10 protein-coding genes are annotated in these 14,545 nt (G+C 42.1%); 1 reads left to right on the top strand and 9 read right to left on the bottom strand.

Features of this window, described 5'->3' with window-relative positions:
* Positions 1 to 182: 182 nt before the first annotated feature.
* The 7 genes from icmF to AC4G3N_RS10125 form a co-directional block, all read right to left on the bottom strand.
* On the bottom strand, positions 183 to 3,440 hold the full coding sequence (icmF, locus tag AC4G3N_RS10155; RefSeq protein WP_491090131.1) for a fused isobutyryl-CoA mutase/GTPase IcmF: 3,258 nt from the start codon (positions 3,438 to 3,440) through the stop codon (positions 183 to 185).
* Between the two features lie 20 nt (positions 3,441 to 3,460).
* Positions 3,461 to 4,093 carry a TetR/AcrR family transcriptional regulator gene (locus tag AC4G3N_RS10150; RefSeq protein WP_066109370.1) on the bottom strand — a complete coding sequence of 211 codons (633 nt, stop codon included), beginning with the start codon at positions 4,091 to 4,093 and terminating at the stop codon, positions 3,461 to 3,463.
* Positions 4,094 to 4,183: 90 nt separating this feature from the next.
* Positions 4,184 to 5,326: an acyl-CoA dehydrogenase gene (locus AC4G3N_RS10145; protein WP_140461894.1), complete on the bottom strand. Its 1,143-nt coding sequence runs from the start codon at positions 5,324 to 5,326 to the stop codon at positions 4,184 to 4,186.
* Between the two features lie 20 nt (positions 5,327 to 5,346).
* Entirely contained in the window at positions 5,347 to 6,483 is a 1,137-nt protein-coding gene (locus AC4G3N_RS10140; protein WP_140461895.1) for an acyl-CoA dehydrogenase, read from the bottom strand.
* 26 nt (positions 6,484 to 6,509) lie between these two features.
* Complete coding sequence (locus AC4G3N_RS10135; protein ID WP_491090130.1) at positions 6,510 to 7,361, bottom strand: 3-hydroxybutyryl-CoA dehydrogenase; 852 nt, start codon at positions 7,359 to 7,361, stop codon at positions 6,510 to 6,512.
* A gap of 19 nt (positions 7,362 to 7,380) precedes the next feature.
* Entirely contained in the window at positions 7,381 to 8,574 is a 1,194-nt protein-coding gene (locus AC4G3N_RS10130; protein ID WP_066109381.1) for an acetyl-CoA C-acetyltransferase, read from the bottom strand.
* Between the two features lie 224 nt (positions 8,575 to 8,798).
* Positions 8,799 to 10,910 (bottom strand): (Fe-S)-binding protein, encoded by a 2,112-nt coding sequence (locus AC4G3N_RS10125; protein ID WP_491090292.1) that lies wholly within the window; start codon positions 10,908 to 10,910, stop codon positions 8,799 to 8,801.
* A gap of 386 nt (positions 10,911 to 11,296) precedes the next feature.
* Here AC4G3N_RS10125 and uvsE point away from each other — a divergent pair, with 386 nt between their 5' ends.
* Positions 11,297 to 12,256 (top strand): UV DNA damage repair endonuclease UvsE, encoded by a 960-nt coding sequence (gene uvsE, locus AC4G3N_RS10120; protein WP_139892073.1) that lies wholly within the window; start codon positions 11,297 to 11,299, stop codon positions 12,254 to 12,256.
* Positions 12,257 to 12,335: 79 nt separating this feature from the next.
* Here uvsE and argS read toward each other — a convergent pair whose 3' ends face one another.
* Positions 12,336 to 14,006 carry an arginine--tRNA ligase gene (argS, locus tag AC4G3N_RS10115; RefSeq protein WP_490552841.1) on the bottom strand — a complete coding sequence of 557 codons (1,671 nt, stop codon included), beginning with the start codon at positions 14,004 to 14,006 and terminating at the stop codon, positions 12,336 to 12,338.
* On the bottom strand, positions 14,003 to 14,455 hold the full coding sequence (locus AC4G3N_RS10110) for a YwiB family protein (protein ID WP_066109390.1): 453 nt from the start codon (positions 14,453 to 14,455) through the stop codon (positions 14,003 to 14,005). The genes argS and AC4G3N_RS10110 overlap by 4 nt, the downstream gene beginning before the upstream one ends.
* Between the last annotated feature and the right edge of the window lie 90 nt (positions 14,456 to 14,545).

The following is a 14,545-nucleotide window of genomic DNA, read 5'->3' as shown; positions in this document are numbered from 1 at the left end:
ATTATAACCTGCTTTTATGTATCTTATAATAAAAAGCTTCTACTTTTTTATCCTACCATACAACCAGCTATTAATGTTCAATCCCATACACAAATATTGAGCAAATGATCAATCCTTTGAATGTCATCCTAAAAAATCAGAGTACAGACATTAATTAGTCTGTACTCTGGTAGCACAGAAACTTACATATTTCTGCGATATTGCCCTCCAACTTCATATAATGCATGGGTGATTTGGCCAAGACTGGCTGTTTTAACAGTTTCCATCAGCTGTTCAAATATGTTCTCTCCATTAATGGCAGCCTCTTTGAGTTGAGTTAGAGCATTTTCTGCAGCCATTCCATGAATCTCCTTAAATTTATCTAGATTAGCAATTTGTAAATCCTTTTCATCCTTTGTGGCACGGGCCAATTCCATATTGTTTACTTCATCTTCACTCGGCGGATTAGGATTTAAATAGGTGTTCACACCAATAATCGGAAGCTCACCCGAATGCTTTTTCATTTCATAAACAAGAGATTCATCCTGAATTTTGCCACGTTGATACTGCATTTCCATTGCTCCAAGGACTCCACCTCTGTCGTTGATTCGTTCAAATTCGCGGAGAACCGCTTCTTCTACTAAATCCGTTAATTCCTCAACAATGAAGGAACCCTGAAGAGAATTTTCATTCTTCATCCAGCCAAATTCTTTCGTAACAATCATCTGAATGGCCATGGCCCTTCGTACGGATTCCTCCGTTGGTGTAGTGATTGCTTCGTCATAGGCATTGGTATGCAGGGAGTTACAATTATCCTGCAAAGCAAGCAAAGCCTGCAGAGTCGTACGGATATCATTAAAATCAATTTCCTGAGCATGCAGGGAACGTCCCGAGGTTTGGATATGATATTTCAGCTTTTGGCTTCGTTCATTCGCACCGTATTTATCTCTCATAACAATTGCCCATATTCGCCTTGCCACACGTCCGAGAACAGTATATTCTGGGTCCAGTCCATTTGAGAAAAAGAACGAGAGATTCGGTGCAAACGAATCAATGTCCATACCTCGGCTTAAATAATATTCTACATACGTAAAGCCATTCGACAGTGTAAATGCTAATTGTGAAATGGGATTTGCTCCTGCCTCAGCGATGTGATAACCGGATATGGAGACAGAATAATAATTTCTCACCCGATTTTTTACGAAGTACTCCTGGATATCGCCCATCAGTTTTAATGCGAACTCAGTAGAAAAGATACATGTATTCTGTCCCTGATCTTCCTTTAAAATATCTGCCTGAACGGTTCCTCTGACAATCTCCAGGGTCTCTTTTTTTACAGTTTCCTTTTCCTCAGAAGTAAGAGTTCTTTTAAGCTCTGCTTGCTTTTTCTCTATTTGTTGATCAATGGCGGTATTCATAAACATAGCAAGAATGATGGGAGCAGGGCCATTGATTGTCATAGAAACGGAAGTACTTGGTGAACATAAATCAAACCCATCATAGAGTTTTTTCATATCCTCAAGGGTACAGACACTTACACCGCTTTCCCCAACCTTCCCATAAATATCTGGGCGTATATGCGGATCCTCGCCATATAGTGTGACCGAATCAAAAGCCGTGCTCAGCCGTTTGGCCGTATCATCCTTTGATAAATAATGAAAACGGCGGTTCGTTCTCTCCGGTGATCCTTCTCCGGCAAATTGCCGCTTCGGATCCTCTTCCTGTCTTTTAAACGGAAACACACCTGCAGTGAACGGAAATTTCCCGGGAACATTCTCTTTCTGTACCCAGCGCAGGATTTCTCCATAATCCTGAAACTTAGGTAAAGCTACTTTCGGTATGGTCAGACCACTTAATGTACTAGTCCTCAATTCTGTCTTAATTTCCTTATTTCGTACTTTCGTAATCAGTTCTGTTTTTGAATATAATTCCTTCTGATTATTCCAGCCATCAAGAATGGCTTTTGACTCATTGGTTAGATTTTGCCTGTATCCCTTTTGAAGCTCGCTCAGCGGCTCTGTTCCATCCGCTGAATATCCCTCTTCCTCTAACGCCTGTATGGTACCTTCTATTTGAAATACTCGCCTGGCAATCTGTTGTTGCTCAAGTGAGGCGGTATGATATTGCTTTACTGTTTCAGCGATTTCCCGTAAGTAATATTGACGGTCGGGAGGGATGATGACATTTTGCTTTTCTGAACGCATAGATGTATTAAAACGGCTTTTGTATTCCTGACCTGTTTTCTTCTCAATGACTTCAAGCAACGCAGCAAAAAGTGCGTTTGTACCCACATCATTAAACTGGCTCGCAATCGTTCCGTACACCGGCATTTCAGCCAGATCCTTATCAAATAGATTGCGGCTGCGCTGGTATTGTTTTTGAACCTGGCGCAATGCATCCTCTGATCCTTTTCTTTCAAATTTATTAATAACAATTAAATCAGCAAAATCAATCATATCTATTTTCTCAAGCTGTGAAGGGGCTCCAAACTCACTTGTCATGACATACATGGATATATCACATACTTCCGTTATTGCCGCATCTCCCTGGCCAATTCCGCTTGTTTCAATAATTACAGCATCAAATCCGGCTGCTTTTACGACAGCTATTGCATCTTTTATCGAATTGGAAAGCTCAGAGTGTGAGTTCCGCGTCGCCAAGCTCCTCATATACACACGCGGATGAAAAATGGCATTCATTCGTATTCTGTCTCCAAGCAACGCTCCGCCTGTTTTTTGCTTCGTTGGGTCAATCGAAAGAATTGCTATGTTTTGTTCAGGGATTTCATTAATGAATCGCCTTATTAATTCATCTGTAAGCGAGCTCTTTCCCGCTCCCCCAGTACCGGTTATCCCAATTACCGGAATATGGTTAACCTGTTTATCATCTATTTTTTGCAGTTCATCTGACAAAGCAACGGCTTCCTGCCCAGCCAGCAAGCGATTTTCCACCATCGTAATCGCGCGTGCTACAGTTAATGGGGCCGATACGGATAGATTCCCCTCATTCAACTCTTCAAGCGGGGGCAGTGGATAATCACATTCACGTATTAGCAATTCCATCATGCCCTCAAGGCCCATTTCTCTTCCATCATCCGGTGAAAAAATCTTTGCAATCCCATATTCATGTAGCTCTTTAATCTCCCTTGGTATGATGACTCCTCCGCCGCCCCCATAAATACGAATATGGCCGGCTCCTCTTTCCTTGAGCAAATCGTACATATACTTAAAAAATTCTACGTGACCACCCTGATAGGAAGAAACAGCAATCCCCTGAACATCCTCCTGAATAGCTGCATTAACAATTTCCTCAACAGAACGATTATGACCGAGGTGAATCACCTCCGCTCCTTTTGCCTGAAGAATTCTTCTCATAATATTGACACTGACATCGTGCCCATCAAATAAACTCGAAGCCGTCACAAAACGAATAGGGTGTTTCGGTTTATATCCTTTATTCATCTTTTTTCATTCCCCTTTGCTTATCTGTTTTCCCCATTGGCTAAACCGCTTAAAAGAAGATGCGATTGCATTTCAATATATTGATCGATTGTATAGCTTTTTCTAAGTCCCCATCTCCTGAATGCCCACATTTGTCCATGAACAATAATGTTATGTGCAAGCAGGTGAATTTGTATCGGGCTTAAATCAATTTCCTCATGCTGTACACATGTCTGAATAAGTTCCTCAAACATTTTCGTCATTTCATTTTCTTTATTTAATACATATGGCAATGCTGCCCTGCTCAATGATTTTGCTTCCTGGTACATCACCAATACTTCATCCTGCATTTCATCACAAATTTTAAAATAATAGGCGATACCTAAGCGCAGCCCGGCAAATGTTCCCTCGCTTTCTTCAAGCGCCTTTTGAAGCCGGTCCTTCACCTCATCGTAAATATTGTCACAAACCAGATATAAAATATCATCCTTTGATCTGATATATTCATAGAGCGTTCCAATACTGAATCCTGCTGCCTTTGCTATTTCCCTTGTTGTTGTTCGGTGGTAGCCCTTCTCTATGAATAAAGAGACCGCCCCTTTAATCATCTCGTCCCGGCGTTTTTTCACAAGCCTCTCATCCTTTACCGAGGCATGGACTACGATTCTCTTCACCCTTTCACCCACCTACCTACAAGTATTTCTTTTAAAAATCAATTCTCCCCGGATAAAGATAGCCGGGAAGAACCCTATAAAAATTTGAAATTAGTTTTTGGTGAGCATTCTTGAGATAACAAGTCTTTGGATTTCCTGTGTTCCTTCATAAATCTGTGTTATTTTCGCATCGCGCATATAGCGCTCAACCGGATAATCCTTTGTATATCCATACCCGCCAAATACCTGTACCGCTTCTGTTGTGACCTTCATTGCTGTATCGCCGGCAAATAATTTGGACATAGCCGACTCTTTTCCATATGGAAGTCCCTCGGATTCCAGCCAAGCAGCCTGATAGGTTAAAAGTCTTGAAGCCTCTATACTGGTTGCCATATCTGCAAGCTTAAAGCCAACTCCCTGCTGGGCAGAAATTGGTTTACCGAACTGAACTCGCTCCTTCGCATAATCCACTGCAGCGTCGAGCGCTCCCTGAGCGATTCCAACTGCCTGCGCAGCAATGCCATTTCTTCCTCCATCAAGGGTCATCATGGCGATTTTAAATCCTTCTCCCTCTGTACCTAATAGATTCTCCTTCGGTACTTTACACTCTTCAAAAATAATCTCTGTTGTTGGAGATGAACGAATCCCGAGTTTCTTTTCCTTTTTTCCAACACTAAAGCCAGGGAAATCTTTCTCCACAATGAATGCGCTTGTACCTTTATGTTTAGAGGACGGATCTGTCAATGCAAAGACCACATATGTATCCGCCACGCCCCCATTTGTAATGAATATTTTAGAGCCATTTAAAACATAATGATCTTCTTCCAGACGGGCAGTTGTTTTCATAGCTCCCGAATCCGAGCCCGATCCCGGCTCCGTCAGCCCATACGCTCCAATTTTCTCTCCCTGCGCCATAGGTCTTAAATATTTTTGCTTTTGTTCTTCATTGCCAAATTTATAAATTGGCCAGCCAGCCAATGATGTATGAGCAGATAGCGTAACACCTGTTGAAGCACAGACACGCGAAAGTTCTTCAATGGCAATGCAATAGGCTACATAATCACTGCCGATTCCACCATACTCCTCTGGCCAAGGAATACCTGTAAGCCCGAGCTCCGCCATTTTGTTAAAGATTTCCCTGTCAAAACGCTCTTCCTCATCCCGTTCGGCCGCAGTCGGTGCGACTTCATTCCGGGCAAAGTCCCTAACCATTTTGCGAATCATTTCATGTTCCTCTGATAATTTAAAATTCATTCCTATTTCCCCCTGTTCTATTAGCCCATCAAATGCTTACTGATTACTATTCGTTGGATTTCGCTTGTACCTTCGTATATTTCTGTCACCTTTGCATCCCTGAAATAACGTTCTACTGGGTATTCCTCGGTATAGCCATAGCCTCCAAAAACCTGGATTGCTTCGGTCGCCACTTCAACTGCCGTACGCGAGGCAAACAGCTTTGCCATGGATGCCTCCTTTGTACAAGGCTGATTCGAACTTTTTAAAGCAGCTGCCTGATAAACCAGTAATTTTGAAGCCTCAACCATTGTCCCCATATCGGCGAGCTTAAAGCCTATTCCCTGCTGAGCAGAGATTGGTTTCCCAAATTGGCTGCGATTCTTTGCATATTGGACAGCATGCTGAAAAGCCCCTTCCGCTATTCCAAGTGCCTGTGCTGCAATCCCAATCCGCCCTGTATTCAGGTTATTCAGCGCGATGGACATTCCCTGTCCTTCTTCCCCTAGCAGATTCTCGGCCGGTACTCTCATATCCTCAAAGATGAGCTGAACTGTTCTTGATCCATGCAAGCCCATTTTATTTTCATCCTTGCCGATGATAAGTCCGGGCGTGTCTTTGTCTACAATAAAAGCGCTGATTCCCTTATTTCTCTTAGAAGGATCCGTAGAGGCAAAAACAATATAGACATCTGCCTCACCGCCATTCGTGATAAATATTTTTGAACCATTGACGATATACTCCCCATTTTTTCTTACAGCTCTTGATTTCAGGGAGCCTGCATCTGATCCGGCACTTGGTTCAGTTAGACAGAAAGCACCCAGATATTCGCCACTTGCAAGCTTCGGTATATACGCCTTTTTTTGTTCTTCATTACCAAAATTCAAAATCGGGTAGGTTCCAACAGATGTATGGACGGATAAAATCACGCCGACTGTCGGACTTATTTTCGATATTTCATGTATCGCTGTAATGTAGGAGATATAATCCATTCCGGCCCCGCCATATGACTCCGGTATCGGAATCCCCATCAGTCCAAGCTCCGCCATTTTGGATACAATCTCCCTCGGAAACAATCCAGCTTCCATCTTTGGTACAAATGGCTCGATTTCCTTGACGGCAAATTCACGAACCATTTTTCTCATCATTTGCTGCTCATCCGTAAACGTGAATTCCATTGCAGCCAGCCTCCTTTTTGACAAACTTAGTTGTATTGGTAAAATCCTCTGCCGGATTTCTTGCCGAGCCAACCGGCACTTACATATTTACGTAGCAGCGGACATGGCCGATATTTGTCATCTCCAAGACCTTCATGCAAGGTTTCCATAATGTACAAACATGTATCAAGCCCAATAAAATCAGCGAGCTGCAGCGGACCCATTGGATGATTCATCCCCAGCTTCATCACTTCATCAATGGCTTCCTTGGAAGCAACCCCTTCATATAGGGTGAATATGGCTTCGTTGATCATCGGCATGAGTATGCGGTTTGAAACAAAGCCAGGAAAATCATTTACTTCTACCGGAATCTTTCCGAGCTCTTTAGCGGTCTCTTCAATTTTTTTATATACTTCTTCAGAAGTTGCGAGACCGCGAATGATCTCCACAAGCTTCATGACAGGCACAGGATTCATAAAATGCATACCGATTACCTGCTCCGGACGTTTTGTTGCTGCTGCAATTTCCGTAATTGGTAAGGAAGAGGTATTCGTAGCGAGAATTGTGTGAACCGACGCAACCTCATCAAGCTCTTTAAATAGTTTCTTTTTGATATCCATATTTTCTGTAGCTGCTTCAATTATGAGGTCGACATGACCTGCATTTTTCATTTCAGTTGAGGGTGTTAATCTTTCCAGGATCTCTACTTTTTCCTGTTCACTTAAACGCCCCTTCTCCACTTGCCTTAACAAATTATTTTCGATGGTAACCAGACCCTTTTTTACAAACTCTTCAGTTAAATCGTGCAGAAACACCTCGAACCCTGATACCGCACAAACCTGTGCAATTCCAGACCCCATTTGCCCTGCACCGATGACCATTATTTTTTTAATCTCCATCCCACTTCACCCCGTTTTTTTATTCTTTTGCCTTTGGCACTTCGATCATAATGGCATCTCCCTGTCCGCCGCCGCTGCAGATAGACGCGATCCCTATACCGCCGCCACGTCTCTTCAGTTCATACATGAGGGTGAGAATGATTCGCGCCCCACTAGCTCCGATTGGATGGCCAAGGGCAACCGCTCCACCATTTACATTCACTTTTTCAGCATCAAGATTGGCAAGCTTGCCACTCGCAAGGGCAACCGCTGCAAATGCCTCATTCACTTCAAATAAATCAATATCATCCAGTGATTTTTCTGTTTTCTTAAGCAGCTCATTAATGACTAAGCCGGGAGTTTTTGGGAAATCCTTTGCTTCCACAGCAATTTCGGCATGGCCGATAATTCTTGCACCAATCTTGTATCCTTCATCAATTGCTTTATCCTCACTCATTAAAACAAGTGCTCCAGCCCCGTCATTAATCCCCGGTGCGTTTCCAGCCGTTATTGTTCCATCCCGGTCAAATGCCGGTTTCAAGGAACTCAGCTTCTCCACTGTCGTATCTTTTCGCGGCGCTTCATCGATTTCCACAACAACCGGCTCACCTTTACGCTGTTTGACCGATACTGGAACGATTTCTTCCTGCAGAAGGCCGGATTCAATGGCTCGAATTGCCTTTTGATGGCTCTGATAAGCCCAGTTATCCTGATCACTTCTTGATAATTCCAGGTCCTCAGATGTGCTGTTACCGTAAGACCCCATATGTACACCGGTAAAGCTGCATGTCAAACCATCATGGACCATCATATCGACCAGCGGCGTATCTCCCATACGAGCTCCCCACCTTGCTTTCGGAAGAATATATGGAGCATTGCTCATTGATTCCATCCCGCCGGCCACGATAACTTCTTCTTCACCAAGCCGAATGATCTGGTCTCCGAGCGTGACGCTTCGTAAACCCGATGCACATACTTTATTAATCGTCTCTGTCTTTACTGACCATGGAAGCCCTGCATGTCTTGAGGCCTGACGAGAAACGATTTGCCCTTGGCCACCCTGTAATACACATCCCATAATGACTTCATTCACATCTGCCGCATTTACACCTGCACGTTCTATAGCCTCTTTGATTGCTATTCCGCCTAACTCCGAAGCTGTTAAACTGCTTAATGCTCCTCCAAATTTTCCAAAAGGCGTCCTAGCTCCATCAATAATTACGGTTTTCCCCATCGTTATCCCTCCGCTTTCAAATTTCATACTTTGGTTAATTGACTGAACGCTCGCTCGTCGTTGGCAGAAAATATGTAAGCGCTTTAATTTGGTATATTTGTATTTTACTGTAAATAAGAAAGAAACGGAAATATTTACACAATATTTCGAAAACAAATAGTTGTGTAAATTTCCGTTTCTGTCTCATCTATTACTATATGAACCCCTTCATATATCGGTGAAAATTAAGATGCAAGCTCCCTATGTTCCCCAAATACCGCTTTTTCAAGCAGTTCTGCCACATCGTATGTTTTAACTTCTTCTTCAACTTCCTTCGCCTTTGTGCCGTCACTTAACATAGTTAAGCAATATGGACAGCCTGAGCTGATAACTGTCGGATTGACCTCAAGAGCTTGTTCCGTACGGGCAACATTGATACGGTGGCCTGTTTCCTCTTCCATCCACATCAAGCCCCCACCCGCTCCACAGCACATTCCATTTTCGCGATTTCTTTCTATTTCTACAAATGAGGCTCCCGGAATTGCTTCTAAAATATCCCTCGGTGCATCATAGACATCGTTGTACCTTCCCAAGTAACAAGAATCATGGAACGTAATTTTTTCATTAACGGCATAAGTTGGTTTTAATCTGCCTTCCTTCACTAGATCAGCCAGCACCTGTGTATGGTGATAAACCTCTGCCTGTAAGCCGAAGTCCGGATATTCATTTTTGAAGATATTGAAAGCATGCGGATCGATTGTAACAATCTTTTTGACCTCATTTTTTTCGAACTCTTCAATATTCTTTGTAGCCAGCTCCTGGAACAGGAATTCGTTCCCAAGACGTCGCGGTGTATCTCCGGAGTTTTTCTCCTTATTACCGAGAATCGCAAATTTAACGCCGGCTTCATTTAAAAGTTTCGCAAATGATAAAGCAATTTTTTGTGAACGGTTGTCATAGGATCCCATTGAGCCGACCCAGAATAAGTATTCAAACTCTTCACCAGACTTCTTCATTTCCTTCACAGTCGGTACAACTACATCCTCACGAGCTTCACGCCAATCTTCACGCTCTTTACGGTTTAATCCCCAAGGGTTTCCCTGACGTTCGATATTTTGCATCGCACGCTGAGCATCAGCAGGTACTTTACCTTCCGTTAATACAAGAAAGCGACGCATATCAATAATGGTTCCAACATGCTCATTCATAACCGGACACTGATCCTCACAGTTGCGGCATGTAGTACATGCCCAAAGCTCTTCCTCTGTAATAACCTCACCCACCAAAGCTGGATTGTACAATTCAGCTGCTGCCGCAGACTCCGCAGCACCCGCACCCTGTGCAGCCACCGCGATTTGATTGCCTTTCGTATTACTGAATACAAATCCCGGAACCCATGGCTCTTTCCTTGTAACTGCAGCTCCCGTAAACGTTAAATGGTCACGCATTTTAATTAGAACGTCCATTGGTGACAGCATTTTTCCTGTCCCGGTTGCCGGACACATATTGGTGCAACGGCCGCACTCCACGCATGCGTATAAATCGACGAGCTGCAGATCCGTAAAGTCCTGAATCTTACCTGCTCCATACGTTTCCTGTGTTTCATCCTCAAAATCAATTTTCTTTAATTTTGGCGGAGTTAATCTGTGCAAATAAACATTGGCTGGTCCGGCAATTAAATGTGCGTGCTTCGATTGCGGAATATATACCAAGAACGTCAAAATGAATAGTAAATGTATCCACCAGGCCACATAGAATACAGCTATGGCAGCTGTCTCATTCATCCAGCCAAGCGCCATCGCAATCGTAGAAGCAACAGGCTCTGACCAATGAAGCTCACCGCCATGCCATACAATAGCAGCCCCGTTCGCTACAAGCGTTGCTAGCATTAATCCTCCGATAAAGATCAGAACTAGACCGGCTTTAAATCCCCTCTTTAGCCGAACAAGCTTCTCAATATAACGGCGATAGAATGCCCAAACAACAGCCACCAGTACCAGGAGTACAACTATCTCCTGGAAAAAAGTAAAAATCGGATATATAGGTCCCAATGGCAAATGAGATCCCGGTTTAATCCCTTTCCAAATTAGATCAATCGCTCCAAATTGGACAAGGATAAACCCGTAAAAGAAGAGCACATGCATCGTTCCGCTTTTCTTATCCTTCAGTAACTTTTTCTGCCCAAATACAAATACCCAAATCTTTTCCAGCCTCATCTTTACGTCATTATCAAACTCAGTTTTCTTGCCAAGTTTAATATAGGCAATCCTTGTTCTGATCAGATACGTGAACAGCCAAACTGCGTAAGCGGTTACAAGAACAGCTGCAACTAAGTTGATCCATAGAAGACCATTCATCTCCATCCCCGTCTTCCCCCTTTTGCTACCGAAAGCATGATTTAAAAGTTACCTACAACATAAAACGACACTAAACCCAATATAGTATAACTATATTTTATATAATGAATGAGCATTCAGTCAATCAATAACTTACATATTTTAGATTAATTATTAAAACATGGTAAATATAATCTAGTTTGTCGAATAGATCATTTGAGATTTATTTTTATATTTTTAGTCATACTAAGATGAGTAGATATTGGTTAGAGGAACTACTTTGAGGTATACATTGTTCAGTTTCAATCCATATACAGGAAGTATTTTACAGTTTAATACCAATACCCTGCCGCATAGCTTAATAAACGGCTACTACTTAAAAACATGGAAAGGAGAGGCCTTTATTTATGGATATTCGATTTGGATATGTATCCACTGCTTTAAATCTTTGGAATTCAACCCCCTCCAAAACCATCACCTATACACGATGGAGCGGACTATCTCAAGAAGAGCAAATCGAACGATTACTCGCAATTACTAAACAAAATATCGAAACCACCAAACGAATTCTCCATTATAATATTGCACATGAAATACCGATCTATCGTTTCTCAAGCTCGATTGTACCGCTTGCAACTCACCCTGATGTTAAGTGGGATTTTATTACACCTTTCAAAAAAGATTGGGCTGAAATTGGCAAACTGGTACGGAAACACAAGCTTCGTGTCAGCTTCCACCCGAATGCCTTTACACTTTTTACCTCTCCTAATCATGATGTGACAGATAAAGCGGTTGAAGATATGGTTTACCATTATAAAATGCTGGAGGCTATGGGAATGCCAGACCAAGCACTCATTAATATCCATGTCGGCGGATCATATGGAAATAAACAAACGGCTATTCAACGGTTTTATGCCAATAGCCAAAAAATCCCTGAATCCATTAAGCAGCTCATGACACTCGAAAATGATGATAAGACTTATACAACTGAAGAGACTCTGCAGGTTTGTGAGCATGAGGATATCCCGCTTTTATTTGATTACCATCATCACGTGGCAAATCCTTCTATGACTCCATTGGAAAAATTGTTGCCCCGTATTCTTCTGACATGGGAATTGAGAGGCTGGAAGCCTAAAATCCATATATCTTCTCCCCGTTCGGAAAATGAAATTCGCGCACACGCAGCCAACGTCGACGTTGACTTTATCATGCCATTTATCCAAATGCTGAAACAAATAGGGATTCCTGAAATTGATTTCATAATCGAGGCAAAAAATAAGGATATTGCGATGATGAAGCTGATTGAGGATTTGGCTTCATTAAGAGGAATCAATCGAATAAGCGGCGGAAGCATCAGGATTAGATAATATTTGATAACATTCTGTTACTAGCTTAAAAAAACAACCCACACCTCTCTTAAGGTGTGGGCATTTTATTAATATGAGATTACATTTTTTCTGGAGCAGATACACCAATTAGTTTTAATGCATTTGCCAGTGTAATTTTTGTTGCCTGAACAAGAGCAAGTCTAGCTTTACTTCTTTCAGGCTCTTCCTGATCTAATACTTTATCAGCATTATAGAAGCTATGGAATGTGGAAGCCAGATCAAAGATATAATTCGTGATTCTGTGCGGCATACGTTTTTGAGCCGCTTCTGCAACCGCTTGTGGGAATTCACCAAGTTTCTTCAGAAGGTCAATTTCTTTTTCAGAACCTAATCGGCTAAGCTCTGCGTCCCCTTCCAATATAATACCCACTTCAGCTCCCTGACGAAGGATACTGCAAATACGAGCATGTGCATATTGAGCGTAGTACACTGGATTATCATTGGATTCGGATACAGCAAGATCAAGGTCAAAGTCCATATGCGTGTCCGCACTTCTCATCGCAAAGAAATAACGCACGGCATCTAAACCAACTTCCTCCATCAAGTCTCTCATTGTGACAGCTTTTCCTGTACGCTTGGACATTTTCATTTTCTCACCATTTTTAAACAGGTGAACAAGCTGAATGATTTCTACCTCCAACGTGTCTTTTCCGTAACCCATCGCCTGAATCGCAGCTTGCATACGAGGAATATACCCATGATGGTCTGCTCCCCAAATGTTGATTAATTTTTCAAATCCGCGTTCCAGCTTATTTTTATGGTATGCGATGTCTGGTAGGAGATAAGTGTATGAACCATCATTCTTAATTAATACACGGTCTTTATCATCGCCAAAATCAGTAGATTTGAACCAGGTAGCTCCATCCATCTCATAGATATATCCTTTTTCTCTTAACAGCTCCAATGCAGGCATAATTTTGCCATCCTCATAAAGAGATGTTTCAGAGAACCATACATCAAATGGGACACGGAAGCTCTCAAGGTCTTTTTTCAATTTTTCCATTTCATATTTTAACCCGTACTCACGGAAAAATTTAAAGCGCTCTTCTTCATCGGCATTTACATATTTATCGCCAAATTCTTCAGCCATACGTTTACCGATATTGATAATGTCTTCTCCATGATAGCCATCTGCAGGCATTTCTTTCTCCATTCCAAGCGCCTGTAAATAGCGAGCTTCAACGGAATATGCCAGATTATTGATTTGGTTACCCGCATCATTAATATAGTATTCACGAGATACATCCCAGCCAGCTTTAGCCAGGATATTGGATAAAGAATCCCCAACTGCCGCACCGCGGGCATGACCCAAGTGAAGATCTCCTGTTGGATTCGCAGAAACAAACTCAACCTGAATTTTTTCTCCTCCGCCTACATTTGATTCCCCATAAGCTTCACCTGACTCCAAAATAGCAGGAATCAGATTTGTTAGGTATCCATTGTTTAAATAAAAATTGATAAATCCCGGTCCGGCAATTTCAATTTTTTCAATTGATGCCTTTGAAGTATCAAAATGATTAATGATTTCCTCTGCTATTGTCCGAGGTGCCTTCTTAGCAATACGGGCAAGCTGCATAGCCATATTAGTAGAATAATCTCCATGTGTTTTATCCTTTGGCAATTCAAGAATTACACCTGGAATCACCGCTTCTTCCGCTAATCCAGCCTTAATTACTGCCTGCTTAATCTCTTCTTTAATCTGATCCTGAATCTCTGTTACGATGTTCATCTTGTCTTTTCCTCCTTGACCGTCAATGTAAGTGAGTAGTTGCCCACATTCTCTTGTTGTAAAAATAGGTTGTAGGAAACATGGAAAATCTCTTCCTTCGTTTCCGGATGGACGGTATGCTCCAGCTTATTTGTACGTGTCGTTAAATCCAGTGTACCATGAATGCTTTCATAAGAGCCGCTGGTTTCTGTGCCAATTTTGTAAAGCTGTCTCATTTTAACCGCGCCGCTTCTAATAATTAGCATTTCATCCCCGTCATATTTAACAGTTGTATTGATTTTCCCATTGTTTTCAACGTGCTCAATATAGCGGATATATGTGGCATTTGGCATGTGATGCAACGTGCCAAATGTAATTAGCTCGATGTTCTCTTCATCGTCAACATATTGGATATGCGTCTTTAGCCGTACCATGACCTCTATGGGTGCGTTGCTTTTTTCCTCGGTCATTTAATGAATTCCCCCTGGAATTGATTATTTTACTCAATCATACAAGTATAAGGTAAAGAAAAACTCTCTGGCAACTTGTCCGAATCTTTT

This window comes from Bacillus sp. z50 (assembly GCF_058313585.1).
The sequence above is the reverse complement of the archived record's forward strand: the minus strand, read 5'-3'. Positions and strand labels throughout refer to the sequence as shown.

What these genes read in the sequence shown, in the direction of transcription:
- uvsE (WP_139892073.1), top strand. Translation starts at nt 11,297, where the DNA reads ATGGATATTCGATTTGGATATGTATCCACTGCTTTAAATCTTTGGAAT.
- AC4G3N_RS10145 (WP_140461894.1), bottom strand. Translation starts at nt 5,326, where the DNA reads ATGAATTTTAAATTATCAGAGGAACATGAAATGATTCGCAAAATGGTT.
- icmF (WP_491090131.1), bottom strand. Translation starts at nt 3,440, where the DNA reads ATGAATAAAGGATATAAACCGAAACACCCTATTCGTTTTGTGACGGCT.
- AC4G3N_RS10125 (WP_491090292.1), bottom strand. Translation starts at nt 10,910, where the DNA reads ATGAATGGTCTTCTATGGATCAACTTAGTTGCAGCTGTTCTTGTAACC.
- AC4G3N_RS10110 (WP_066109390.1), bottom strand. Translation starts at nt 14,455, where the DNA reads ATGACCGAGGAAAAAAGCAACGCACCCATAGAGGTCATGGTACGGCTA.
- AC4G3N_RS10140 (WP_140461895.1), bottom strand. Translation starts at nt 6,483, where the DNA reads ATGGAATTCACGTTTACGGATGAGCAGCAAATGATGAGAAAAATGGTT.
- AC4G3N_RS10130 (WP_066109381.1), bottom strand. Translation starts at nt 8,574, where the DNA reads ATGGGGAAAACCGTAATTATTGATGGAGCTAGGACGCCTTTTGGAAAA.
- argS (WP_490552841.1), bottom strand. Translation starts at nt 14,006, where the DNA reads ATGAACATCGTAACAGAGATTCAGGATCAGATTAAAGAAGAGATTAAG.
- AC4G3N_RS10135 (WP_491090130.1), bottom strand. Translation starts at nt 7,361, where the DNA reads ATGGAGATTAAAAAAATAATGGTCATCGGTGCAGGGCAAATGGGGTCT.